The organism is Pseudomonas fluorescens (assembly GCF_001623525.1).
GTDB classification, from domain to species: domain Bacteria; phylum Pseudomonadota; class Gammaproteobacteria; order Pseudomonadales; family Pseudomonadaceae; genus Aquipseudomonas; species Aquipseudomonas fluorescens_Q.
The window spans coordinates 5,629,201-5,641,501 of the sequence record NZ_CP015225.1; the positions used below are offsets into that span (position 1 = coordinate 5,629,201).

Sequence of the window (12,301 nt, forward strand, 5' to 3'; positions counted from 1 at the left end):
CGATGAAACTCAATGATCTGAGTCCAGCGCCGGGTTCCCGTCGCGAAAAGCATCGTCCGGGCCGTGGTATCGGTAGTGGTTTGGGCAAGACCGGTGGCCGTGGCCACAAAGGTCAGACCTCCCGCTCCGGTGGCACCATTGCTCCAGGCTTTGAAGGCGGTCAACAGCCGCTGCATCGTCGCCTGCCGAAGTTCGGTTTCGTTTCCCTGAAAGCCATGGACCGCGCAGAAGTGCGTCTGTCCGAGCTGGCCAAAGTGGAAGGCGACATCGTCACCGTGCAGTCCCTGAAGGATGCCAACGTGATCAACCAGAACGTTCAGCGTGTGAAAATCATGCTGTCGGGCGAAGTTGCTCGTGCTGTCACCATCGGAAAGGGAATCGGCGCCACCAAAGGTGCGCGTGCGGCTATCGAAGCAGCTGGCGGCAAGTTCGAGGAATAAATGGCTAAGCAAGGTGCTCTCTCTGCGCTCGGCAAAGGCGGTATGTCTGAACTCTGGGCTCGTCTGCGTTTTCTGTTCCTGGCGATTATCGTCTACCGAATAGGCGCACACATCCCGGTTCCAGGTATCAACCCGGACCGACTCGCGGACCTGTTTCGACAGAATGAGGGGACCATTCTTAGCTTGTTCAACATGTTTTCCGGCGGCGCGCTGGAGCGGATGAGCATCTTTGCACTGGGGATCATGCCGTACATTTCGGCATCGATCATCATGCAATTGATGAGCGCCGTCAGCCCGCAGCTGGAGCAGTTGAAGAAGGAAGGTGAAGCTGGCCGTCGCAAGATCAGCCAGTACACCCGCTACGGCACTGTCGTCCTCGCTCTCGTTCAAGCCATTGGCATGTCCATCGGCTTGGCGGGGCAGGGCGTTTCGTTCACTGCTGACTTCAGCTTTCATTTCGTTGCGGTAACCACTTTTGTGGCAGGCGCGATGTTCATGATGTGGCTGGGTGAGCAGATTACTGAGCGTGGTGTTGGCAACGGTATCTCGATGTTGATCTTCGCAGGTATCGTCGCCGGTCTTCCGAGAGCGATCGGGCAGTCTTTCGAGTCTGCGCGTCAGGGTGATATCAACATTTTCGCCCTGGTTGCCATCGGTCTGCTGGCAGTAGCGATTATCGGTTTCGTGGTGTTCATTGAGCGTGGTCAGCGTCGTATTGCTGTTCACTACGCCAAGCGTCAGCAGGGCCGCAAGGTATTTGCTGCGCAGACCAGCCACTTGCCGTTGAAGGTGAACATGGCCGGCGTAATTCCGGCTATTTTCGCGAGCAGCATCCTGCTGTTCCCGGCTTCGTTGGGTGCCTGGTTCGGCCAGTCTGAAGGTATGGGCTGGTTGCAGGACATCTCGCAGTCGATCGCTCCTGGTCAGCCGTTGAATATTCTGCTGTTTAGTGCAGGGATTATTTTCTTCTGCTTCTTCTATACGGCGTTGATGTTCAATCCGAAAGACGTAGCGGAAAACCTGAAGAAGTCCGGTGCCTTTATTCCGGGCATCCGTCCAGGTGAGCAGTCTGCGCGCTACATTGATGGCGTTCTGACTCGCTTGACCATGTTCGGTGCTCTTTACATGACGGCCGTCTGTCTGTTGCCCCAGTTCCTGGTGGTTGCGGCAAACGTACCGTTCTACCTTGGCGGGACCTCGTTGCTGATCGTGGTCGTGGTTGTGATGGACTTCATGTCCCAAGTACAATCGCACCTCGTTTCGCACCAGTACGAATCCCTGATGAAGAAAGCCAACCTGAAGGGCTACGGCAGCGGCATGTTGCGCTGAGTAGCGTCCATAAGGTTCGAGGAGTTGGTGATGAAAGTTCGTGCATCGGTGAAAAAGCTGTGCCGTAACTGCAAGATTATTCGCCGCGAAGGTGTTGTTCGGGTAATTTGCAGCGCGGAACCGCGTCACAAACAGCGCCAAGGCTGAGTGTGATTGTGCTTTAAGCCCGGCAGCTAGTGCGCTGCCGGGTTGATTATTTGTTATTACAGCGATATTATCTCGCGCCCTATTTCTTGGCTTCCGGGGCGTAGGTAGCTGTCAATTGGAGTCCCACTGAATGGCCCGTATTGCAGGCGTCAACATTCCAGATAACAAGCATACTGTTATCTCGCTGACCTACATCTATGGTGTTGGTCGCACTACTGCACAGAAAATTTGTGCAGTGACTGGGGTCAACCCAGCGGCAAAGATCAAAGATCTGAGCGACGAGCAGATTGAACAGCTGCGTGGCGAAGTGGCGAAGTTCACCACTGAAGGTGACCTGCGTCGCGAAATCAACATGAAAATCAAGCGCTTGATGGACCTCGGTTGCTATCGCGGTCTGCGTCATCGTCGTGGTCTGCCAGTACGCGGTCAGCGTACCAAGACCAACGCGCGTACCCGTAAAGGTCCGCGTAAGCCGATCCGCAAGTAATCGCCCCAGCGAATCGACAGGAATTTAATCATGGCAAAACCTGCTGCTCGTCCTCGTAAAAAAGTTAAAAAGACAGTGGTTGATGGCATCGCCCACATCCATGCTTCTTTTAACAACACCATCGTGACCATTACCGACCGTCAAGGTAACGCTCTTTCCTGGGCTACCTCCGGTGGTTCGGGTTTCCGCGGTTCCCGCAAGTCCACCCCGTTCGCTGCTCAAGTAGCTGCTGAGCGTGCTGGTCAAGCTGCGCTGGAATACGGCCTGAAAAACCTCGACGTCAACGTCAAGGGTCCAGGTCCAGGTCGTGAATCCGCAGTCCGCGCTTTGAACGGCTGTGGCTACAAGATCGCCAGCATCACCGACGTGACGCCAATCCCGCACAACGGGTGCCGTCCGCCGAAGAAGCGCCGCGTGTAATCCAGGAGATTGTAAAGAATGGCTCGTTACATTGGTCCAAAATGCAAACTCGCTCGTCGCGAAGGCACCGATCTTTTTCTGAAGAGCGGCGTGCGCGCGATCGAATCGAAGTGCAACATTGAAGCAGCACCTGGTATCCACGGCCAACGCCGCGGTCGCCAGTCCGACTACGGCACCCAACTGCGTGAAAAGCAGAAGGTCCGTCGTATCTACGGCGTTCTCGAGCGTCAATTCAGCGGCTACTACAAAGAAGCTGCTGGCAAGAAAGGCGCAACCGGCGAAAACCTGTTGCAGCTGCTCGAATGCCGCCTGGACAACGTTGTATACCGTATGGGTTTCGGTTCTACTCGTGCCGAATCCCGTCAGCTGGTATCGCACAAGTCGATCAGCGTTAACGGTCAGACCGTAAACGTTCCGTCCTACCAGGTTCGTGCTGGTGACGTGGTTGCTGTTCGCGAGAAAGCAAAGAACCAACTTCGCATTGTCCAAGCTCTCGATCTGTGTGCCCAACGTGGCCGCGTAGAATGGGTAGAAGTAGACACTGAGAAGAAGTCGGGCGTTTTCAAGAACGTTCCTGCTCGCAGTGATCTGTCCGCCGACATCAACGAAAGCCTGATTGTCGAGCTCTACTCCAAGTAAGGGCTAGAAAATAGGTGCATCCATGCAGATTTCGGTAAATGAGTTCCTGACACCCCGCCATATTGATGTGCAGGTTGTCAGTCCAACCCGCGCCAAGATCACACTCGAGCCTCTCGAGCGTGGTTTCGGCCACACCCTGGGCAACGCGCTGCGCCGCATCCTGTTGTCCTCAATGCCCGGCTGTGCAGTAGTCGAGGCCGAGATTGACGGTGTGCTCCATGAGTACAGCGCCATCGAAGGTGTACAGGAAGACGTAATTGAAATCCTGTTGAACCTGAAAGGTCTGGCTATCAAGCTGCACGGTCGTGACGAAGTTACGCTGACCTTGTCGAAGAAGGGTTCGGGGGTGGTTACCGCTGCCGATATTCAGCTGGATCATGATGTCGAGATCGTTAACCCCGATCACGTAATCGCTAACCTGGCGTCTAACGGCGCCCTGAACATGAAGCTCACCGTAGCTCGTGGTCGTGGTTATGAACCGGCAGACTCGCGTCAGAGCGATGAAGACGAAAGCCGCAGCATCGGTCGCTTGCAGCTTGACTCTTCGTTCAGCCCAGTACGCCGTATCGCATACGTGGTGGAAAACGCCCGTGTCGAACAGCGTACCAACCTGGACAAGCTGGTTATTGATCTGGAAACCAACGGTACCCTGGATCCTGAAGAGGCTATCCGTCGTGCTGCAACCATCCTGCAACAGCAGTTGGCTGCGTTCGTCGACCTCAAGGGTGACAGTGAGCCAGTGGTTGTCGAGCAGGAAGACGAGATCGATCCGATCCTGCTTCGCCCGGTTGACGATCTGGAACTGACTGTACGTTCGGCTAACTGCCTTAAGGCGGAAAACATCTACTACATCGGCGACCTGATTCAGCGTACCGAAGTAGAGCTGTTGAAGACTCCGAACCTTGGCAAGAAATCCTTGACTGAAATCAAGGACGTTCTGGCCTCCCGCGGTCTGTCCCTCGGCATGCGCCTCGACAACTGGCCGCCTGCAAGTCTTAAGAAGGACGACAAGGCGACTGCCTGATCGTCGTAATCACCGAACGTTGTGTTTGGTAAGGAATGAACCATGCGTCATCGTAAAAGTGGTCGTCACCTGAGCCGCACCAGCTCGCACCGCAAGGCCATGTTCCAAAACATGGCGGTGTCGCTGTTCGAGCACGAGCTGATCAAAACTACACTGCCGAAAGCCAAAGAACTGCGTCGCGTTGCTGAGCCGCTGATCACTCTGGCCAAGACAGATAGCCTGGCTAACCGCCGTCTGGCTTTCGACCGTACTCGTTCGAAAGCTATCGTTGGTAAGCTCTTCAACGACCTGGGCAAGCGTTACGCTACCCGTGAGGGTGGCTACCTGCGCATCCTCAAGTGCGGTTTCCGCGCGGGCGACAACGCGCCTATGGCGTACGTCGAGTTGGTTGATCGTGCTACCAGCGGTGAAGCTGTATCCGCTGAGTAAGTCGGCAACATACAAAAAACCGGGCCTTGTGCCCGGTTTTTTGTTGCCTGAAGGAAAAGCAGGCAAGCCGCTTCGACCGGCTTGGCTATTGGCAAGTGTTCAGTGTTAGATAATGACTATCGATGTCCATGATTTAATGAATTTGGATACTGTCATTAATATGATCAATACTCCTTTCCAGCCGATTAGCCGGCAGTTCGAAGACCGACCTAGGAAGATTGAGCATGAGCCAGACCAAAACGCTTACGACCGCCAGCGGCGCTCCTGTCGCCGATAACCAGAACTCTCGTTCCGCCGGCCCGCGCGGCCCGCTGCTGCTCGACGACTTTCACCTGATCGAGAAACTCGCCCACTTCAACCGCGAAAATATTCCTGAACGCCGTGTGCACGCCAAAGGCTCGGGCGCCTACGGTACATTTACCGTGACCCGGGATATCACGCAGTACACCAGCGCCAAGTTGTTCGACACAGTCGGCAAGCAAACCCCAACTTTCCTGCGGTTCTCCACCGTGGGCGGTGAGCGTGGTTCTGCCGACACCGAACGCGATCCGCGCGGTTTCGCCCTGAAGTTCTACACCGAGGAAGGCAACTGGGACATCGTCGGCAACAACACCCCGGTATTCTTCATCCGTGATCCGTTGAAATTTCCAGACTTCATCCACACCCAGAAACGTCTGCCGCAAAGCAATCTGAAAAGCGCCCAGGCGATGTGGGATTTCTGGTCGCATTCACCTGAGGCGTTGCACCAGGTCACCATTCTGTTTTCCGATCGCGGTATTCCGGATGGCTACCGCCACATGCACGGCTTCGGCAGCCACACCTACAGCCTGATCAACGCACAGGGTGAGCGCCACTGGGTGAAGTGGCACTACAAGACCCAGCAAGGGATCAAGAACCTCGCGCCGGCAGAGGCAGCACGCCTGGCGGGGACGGACCCGGATTACGCCCAGCGTGACTTGTTCAGTGCCATCGAGCGCGGTGACTTCCCGAAATGGAGCGTTTGCATCCAGGTCATGACCGAAGCCCAGGCTGCAGCCCATTACGAGAATCCGTTCGATGTCACCAAGACCTGGTCGCAGAAAGAGTTTCCGCTGATCGAAGTCGGTGTGCTCGAGCTCAACCGCAACCCGCAAAATTACTTTGCCGAAGTCGAGCAAGCGGCGTTTGGCCCTAGCAACATGGTGCCAGGGGTTGGCCTCTCGCCGGACCGCATGCTGCAGGGCCGTGTCTTCGCCTACGCTGATGCGCATCGCTACCGTGTGGGCACCAATCACCAGCAATTGCCGGTGAATGCGCCACGTAGCCCGGTCAACACTTACCAGCGCGACGGTGCCATGGCGTTTGGCAGCAACGGCGGGGCGGCACCGAACTACGAGCCGAACAGCTACGTGGAGGCGCCGAAGCAAGCCCCACGTTACGCAGAACCAGCACTGGCTCTCAGTGGCGCGGCGGACCGTTACGATCATCGCGAAGACACCGACTACTACAGCCACGCCGGTGCGCTGTTCCGCTTGATGAGCGATGAGCAGAAGGCGCTGTTGATCAGCAATATCGCCGGTGCAATGGCAGGCGTGTCGGCAGATGTGGTTGACCGTCAGCTGCAGCATTTCTTCAAGGCCGATGTTGCTTATGGAGAGGGCATCGCAAAAGCCTTGGGTGTAGCGCTTAACTAAGTCTAAACGAGAAGCAGAACCGCCCTCATTTGGGCGGTTTTTGCGTTATTTAACCTGGTTTTCTCGGATTTTCTTCGCTTTTGTAGCGTGGAGACAGTGACCTTGCGCTCAGCTTGGTTCAAACTACAACCTTTAAGAGCTTGTGGAGATGTAGGGCGATGCAAGGTCACCCAGACGTAATCGATTACCTCAACACGTTGCTGACAGGCGAACTGGCAGCCCGTGATCAATATTTCATCCATTCGCGGATGTACGAGGATTGGGGTTTTACCGAGCTCTACGAGCGTATCAACCACGAGATGGAAGAAGAGACCCAGCACGCCGATGCGCTGATGCGCCGGATCCTGATGCTCGAAGGCACGCCACGCATGCGTGCCGATGACCTCGACGTCGGTACCACGGTGCCCGACATGCTCGCCGCCGACCTGCGCCTGGAATACAAAGTCCGCGCCGCACTGTGCAAAGGCATCGAGCTCTGCGAGCAGCACAACGACTACGTGACCCGCGAGATCCTGCGGATCCAGCTCAACGACACCGAAGAAGACCATACCTACTGGCTGGAGAAGCAGTTGGGTCTGATCAAGCTGATCGGGTTGGAAAACTACCTGCAATCGCAATTCTGATTGCTGGGAAAGGGAAGGCAGAGCGTCGCAAGCTGCATGCCCACGCAGAGCGTGGGAACGATCAAGCCCCTGTCACCGATGAGATGACAGGGGCTTTTTCGTGCCCGGGTGAAATCAGTCCCGATCACGTTCCAGCAGCGGCTTGAGGTAGTAGCCGGTGTAGGACTGCTTCATCTCGGCCACTTGTTCCGGCGTCCCTACGGCGATTATCTGGCCACCCTTGGAGCCGCCTTCCGGCCCCAGGTCCACCAGCCAGTCAGCGGTCTTGATCACGTCCAGGTTGTGTTCGATCACCACTACAGTATTGCCGTGGTCGCGAAGGCGATGCAGCACGTCGAGCAATTGCTGGATATCGGCGAAGTGCAGGCCGGTGGTCGGCTCGTCGAGGATATACAGGGTCTTGCCGGTGTCGCGCTTGGACAGCTCGCGAGACAACTTGACCCGCTGGGCTTCACCGCCGGACAAGGTCGTCGCCGATTGCCCGAGCTTGATGTATGACAGGCCCACATCCATCAGCGTCTGGAGTTTGCGCGCCAGGGCTGGCACCGCGTCGAAGAACACCCGGGCCTCCTCGATGGTCATCTCGAGGGTTTCGTGGATGTTCTTGCCCTTGTATTTGATCTCCAGGGTCTCGCGGTTGTAGCGCTTGCTCTTGCACACATCGCACGGTACGTAGATGTCTGGCAGGAAGTGCATTTCCACTTTGATCAGGCCATCGCCCTGGCAGGCTTCGCAGCGCCCGCCCTTGACGTTGAACGAGAAACGCCCCGGGCCGTAGCCTCGGGAACGGGACTCCGGTACACCGGCGAACAGCTCGCGAATCGGCGTGAACAACCCGGTATAGGTCGCCGGGTTGGAACGCGGAGTACGGCCAATCGGGCTCTGGTCGATGTCGACCACCTTGTCCAGATGCTCCAGGCCCTTGATGCTGTCGTGGGCGGCAGCTTCCAGGGTGGTGGCGCCGTTCAGGGCCGTGGCGCTGAGGGGGAACAGGGTGTTGTTGATCAGCGTCGACTTGCCCGAGCCGGACACGCCGGTCACGCAGGTCAGCAGGCCGATCGGGATTTCCAGGTCGACGTTGCGCAAGTTGTTGCCACGGGCGCCCTTGAGGGTCAGCGACAGCTTCTTGTTGCGCGGCGTACGTTTGGCCGGAACCTTGATCTTCACCCGGCCCGACAGGTATTTGCCGGTCAGGGAGTCAGGGTGCGCCATGACTTCGGCGGCGGTGCCCTGGGCAACGATATGCCCGCCATGCACCCCTGCGCCTGGGCCGATGTCCACCACGTAGTCCGCCAGGCGGATGGCGTCCTCGTCGTGCTCGACCACGATCACCGTGTTGCCGATGTCCCGCAGGTGCTTCAGGGTTCCGAGCAGCCGGTCGTTGTCCCGCTGGTGCAGGCCGATGGACGGCTCGTCGAGGATGTACATCACCCCCACCAGGCCGGCGCCGATCTGGCTGGCGAGGCGGATACGCTGGGCTTCGCCGCCGGACAGGGTGTCTGCGCTGCGGTCGAGGGTCAGGTAGTCCAGGCCGACGTTCACCAGGAACTGCAGGCGCTCGCGGATTTCCTTGAGGATCTTGTCGGCGATTTCGCCCCGACGGCCGGTGAGCTTCAAGCCGCCGAAATAATCGGTAGCGTCGCCAATCGGCAGGCTGGTCACCGCCGGCAGGGTCTTCTCGCCAACCCACACATGCCGCGCCTCGCGACGCAGGCGAGTGCCACGGCAATCCGGGCAGGGCTGGGTGCTGAGGAACTTGGCCAGTTCTTCGCGCACGCTGGCCGATTCGGTCTCGCGGTAGCGTCGCTCCAGGTTCGGCACGATGCCTTCGAACGGGTGAGAGCGCTTGACGATATCGCCGCGGTCGTTGAGGTATTTGAAGTCGACATTCTGCGAGCCGCTGCCCTGCAGGATGAATTTCTGCTGGTCGGCGGGCAGCTCGTTGAACGGTTTATCCAGGCTGAACTTGTAATGGGCCGCCAGCGAACCGAGCATCTGGAAATAATAGACGTTGCGCCTGTCCCAGCCGCGAATCGCGCCTTCGGCCAGGGTCAGCTCGCCATTGACCAGGCGCTTGGTGTCGAAGAACTGCTTGACCCCCAGGCCATCGCAGGTCGGGCAGGCGCCAGCCGGGTTGTTGAAGGAGAACAGCTTGGGTTCCAGCTCGCTGATGGCATGGCCGCAGATCGGGCAGGCGAAACGCGCGGAGAAAATGATCTCCTCGCCGGGCTCATCGTCCATCGGTGCGACCAGGGCGATGCCGTCGGCCAGTTTCAGTGCCGTCTCGAAGGACTCGGCCAACCGCTGCTGCAAGTCGGCACGGACCTTGAAGCGGTCGACCACCACATCGATCGAATGCTTCTTCTGTTTATCCAGTTTCGGCAGTTCGTCCAGCTCGCACAGCTTGCCGTTGACCCGGGCCCGCACGAAGCCCTGGGCGCGCAGCTCTTCGAACACCATCAGGTGTTCGCCCTTGCGCTCGCGAACCACCGGGGCCAGCAGCATCAGCTTGCTGCCTTCGGGCTGGGCCAGCACCAGGTCGACCATCTGGCTGACGGTCTGGGCTTCCAGGGGAATGTCGTGGTCGGGGCAGCGGGGAATGCCGACCCGCGCATACAGCAAGCGCAGGTAGTCGTAGATCTCGGTGATGGTGCCGACCGTCGACCGGGGGTTATGGGAGGTCGATTTCTGTTCGATGGAAATGGCCGGCGACAGGCCTTCGATGGTGTCGACGTCGGGTTTTTCCATCATCGACAGGAACTGCCGGGCGTAGGCCGACAGCGATTCGACATAGCGTCGCTGGCCTTCAGCGTACAACGTGTCGAAGGCCAGGGATGATTTGCCGGATCCGGACAGGCCGGTGATGACGATCAGCTTGTCCCGTGGCAGGGTCAGGTCGATGTTCTTCAGGTTGTGGGTACGGGCCCCACGAATCAGGATCTTGTCCAAAGTGGCCTCGCTCGGCGGGCGTCGAAAACGTAGGAGTATACGGGCAAATACTGGATGGATGCACACTATTGAAGGCGCGATTGCAGCCATACATGAAGACTGCGCGGCAAACGGTCGCCATATACCCTCTCAATCGATGGGACTGGTAGAATCGCCGCCGGTTCACATGAGGTTTTTCCATGCAAGATCCCCACAGCGAACGCATGAGTCGTGGCGAGACACGCGCAGCAAGCGGTCTGGCCCTGGTGTTCGCCTTCCGTATGCTGGGCATGTTCATGGTGTTGCCGGTGCTGGCGACCTATGGCATGGACCTGGCAGGCGCCACCCCGGCCCTCATCGGCCTGGCGATCGGCGCTTATGGCCTGACCCAGGCGATCTTCCAGATCCCGTTCGGGGTCATTTCCGACCGTATCGGCCGGCGCCCGGTTATCTACCTGGGGCTGATCATCTTCGCCCTCGGCAGCGTGTTGGCGGCCAATGCCGACTCGATCTGGGGCGTGATCGCCGGACGTATCCTGCAGGGGGCCGGGGCCATTTCCGCGGCCGTCATGGCGCTGCTGTCAGACTTGACCCGCGAACAACATCGGACCAAGGCCATGGCCATGATCGGCATGACCATTGGTCTGTCGTTCGCCGTGGCCATGGTGGTCGGTCCTTTGCTGACCCGCGCGTTTGGCTTGTCGGGCCTGTTCCTGGCGACCGGGGCCATGGCGCTGGTGGGAATCCTGATCGTGGCGTTCATGGTGCCGCGGTCCACCGGGCCGTTGCAGCACCGGGAATCCGGGGTGGCGCGCCAGGCATTGATCCCGACCCTCAAGCACCCGGACCTGCTGCGCCTGGACCTGGGCATTTTCGTGCTCCACGCCATGCTGATGTCCAGCTTCGTGGCCTTGCCGCTGGCCCTGGTCGAGAAGGCCGGCCTGCCCAAGGAGCAGCACTGGTGGGTTTACCTGACGGCGCTGCTGATTTCGTTCTTCGCCATGATTCCGTTCATCATCTATGGCGAGAAACGACGCAAAATGAAACGAGTTTTGCTCGGCGCCGTCATGACGCTGATGCTCACTGAGCTATTCTTCTGGCAGTTCGGCGATAGCTTGCGGGCGTTGGTGATCGGCACGGTGGTGTTCTTCACCGCGTTCAATCTGCTGGAAGCCTCGCTGCCGTCGCTGATCAGCAAGGTTTCGCCAGCGGGCGGCAAGGGCACGGCGATGGGGGTCTACTCCACCAGTCAGTTCCTGGGCTCGGCGTTGGGCGGGATCCTTGGCGGCTGGCTGTTCCAGCATGGCGGTTTGTCGGTTGTGTTCCTGGGTTGTGCCGCGCTGGCTGCACTTTGGTTAGCCTTTGCTGTTACCATGCGCGAACCTCCCTATGTGACGAGCCTGCGCTTGCCCTTATCGCCCGAGGCGATTCGTGAGGCTGGCCTGACCGAGCGTCTGAAGGCCGTCGTTGGAGTAACCGATGCAGTGGTGGTCGCCGACGAAGCGGCCGTGTATATCAAACTCGACACCGAATTATTGGATCGCGCGACGCTCGAGCGCCTGGTGAACAACCCGGCCCCGACTACGTGCGAAGCCTAGGAGAACGTTATGGCCCGTGGGGTTAACAAAGTCATATTGGTCGGTACTTGCGGCCAGGATCCCGAAGTTCGCTACCTGCCGAACGGCAACGCCGTGACCAACCTGAGTCTGGCGACCAGCGAACAGTGGACCGACAAGCAGACCGGCCAGAAGGTCGAGAAGACCGAATGGCACCGCGTGTCGATGTTCGGCAAAGTAGCTGAGATCGCCGGCGAATACCTGCGCAAGGGTTCGCAGGTGTACATCGAGGGCAAGCTGCAGACTCGCGAGTGGGAAAAAGACGGTATCAAGCGTTACACCACCGAAATCGTGGTCGACATGCAAGGCACCATGCAACTGCTGGGCGGCCGTCCACAGGGCGACCAGCAACAAGGTGGCAACAACTACCAGCAATCGGCTCCGCGTCAGCAGGCCCCGCGTCCGCAGTCGGCCCCACAGCTACAACGCGAGCGTCCGGCCCCACAACAGGCCGCGCCGCAACCGGCTCCGGATTTCGACAGCTTTGATGACGATATTCCGTTCTGATGACGGGTTGAGACTACTCAGCCAATAGTTTGAAAAAAA

13 protein-coding genes are annotated in these 12,301 nt (G+C 58.5%); 12 read left to right on the top strand and 1 reads right to left on the bottom strand.

Features of this window, described 5'->3' with window-relative positions; all coding sequences use genetic code 11:
• Positions 1–2 precede the first annotated feature (2 nt).
• From rplO to bfr, 10 genes are all read left to right on the top strand, one after another.
• On the top strand, positions 3–440 hold the full coding sequence (gene rplO, locus TK06_RS24375) for a 50S ribosomal protein L15 (RefSeq protein WP_063324140.1): 438 nt from the start codon (positions 3–5) through the stop codon (positions 438–440).
• The gene (secY, locus tag TK06_RS24380) at positions 441–1,769 is read left to right on the top strand and encodes a preprotein translocase subunit SecY (RefSeq protein WP_003186029.1); all 1,329 of its coding nucleotides are present in this window, start codon (positions 441–443) and stop codon (positions 1,767–1,769) included.
• Positions 1,770–1,799: 30 nt separating this feature from the next.
• On the top strand, positions 1,800–1,916 hold the full coding sequence (gene rpmJ / locus TK06_RS31255; RefSeq protein WP_002555468.1) for a 50S ribosomal protein L36: 117 nt from the start codon (positions 1,800–1,802) through the stop codon (positions 1,914–1,916).
• 130 nt (positions 1,917–2,046) lie between these two features.
• A complete protein-coding gene (gene rpsM, locus TK06_RS24385; RefSeq protein ID WP_003186020.1) occupies positions 2,047–2,403 on the top strand; it encodes a 30S ribosomal protein S13 in 357 nt (118 codons plus the stop codon).
• Positions 2,404–2,433: 30 nt separating this feature from the next.
• Positions 2,434–2,823: a 30S ribosomal protein S11 gene (rpsK, locus tag TK06_RS24390; protein WP_002555466.1), complete on the top strand. Its 390-nt coding sequence runs from the start codon at positions 2,434–2,436 to the stop codon at positions 2,821–2,823.
• 18 nt (positions 2,824–2,841) lie between these two features.
• Positions 2,842–3,462: a 30S ribosomal protein S4 gene (gene rpsD, locus TK06_RS24395; protein WP_003176404.1), complete on the top strand. Its 621-nt coding sequence runs from the start codon at positions 2,842–2,844 to the stop codon at positions 3,460–3,462.
• Positions 3,463–3,484: 22 nt separating this feature from the next.
• Positions 3,485–4,486 carry a DNA-directed RNA polymerase subunit alpha gene (locus TK06_RS24400; RefSeq protein ID WP_003186012.1) on the top strand — a complete coding sequence of 334 codons (1,002 nt, stop codon included), beginning with the start codon at positions 3,485–3,487 and terminating at the stop codon, positions 4,484–4,486.
• A 42-nt stretch (positions 4,487–4,528) separates the two neighbouring features.
• The gene (gene rplQ, locus TK06_RS24405) at positions 4,529–4,915 is read left to right on the top strand and encodes a 50S ribosomal protein L17 (RefSeq protein WP_003186009.1); all 387 of its coding nucleotides are present in this window, start codon (positions 4,529–4,531) and stop codon (positions 4,913–4,915) included.
• A gap of 224 nt (positions 4,916–5,139) precedes the next feature.
• Positions 5,140–6,588 (top strand): catalase, encoded by a 1,449-nt coding sequence (locus TK06_RS24410; RefSeq protein ID WP_063324141.1) that lies wholly within the window; start codon positions 5,140–5,142, stop codon positions 6,586–6,588.
• Between the two features lie 158 nt (positions 6,589–6,746).
• Entirely contained in the window at positions 6,747–7,211 is a 465-nt protein-coding gene (bfr, locus tag TK06_RS24415; RefSeq protein WP_014340470.1) for a bacterioferritin, read from the top strand.
• 114 nt (positions 7,212–7,325) lie between these two features.
• Here the strand turns inward: bfr and uvrA are convergent, their stop codons facing one another.
• Entirely contained in the window at positions 7,326–10,160 is a 2,835-nt protein-coding gene (gene uvrA / locus TK06_RS24420) for an excinuclease ABC subunit UvrA (protein ID WP_063324142.1), read from the bottom strand.
• Between the two features lie 179 nt (positions 10,161–10,339).
• Between uvrA and TK06_RS24425 the strand changes: the two genes are divergently transcribed.
• On the top strand, positions 10,340–11,737 hold the full coding sequence (locus TK06_RS24425; protein ID WP_063324143.1) for an MFS transporter: 1,398 nt from the start codon (positions 10,340–10,342) through the stop codon (positions 11,735–11,737).
• A gap of 9 nt (positions 11,738–11,746) precedes the next feature.
• A complete protein-coding gene (locus TK06_RS24430; protein WP_063324144.1) occupies positions 11,747–12,262 on the top strand; it encodes a single-stranded DNA-binding protein in 516 nt (171 codons plus the stop codon).
• Positions 12,263–12,301 lie beyond the last annotated feature (39 nt).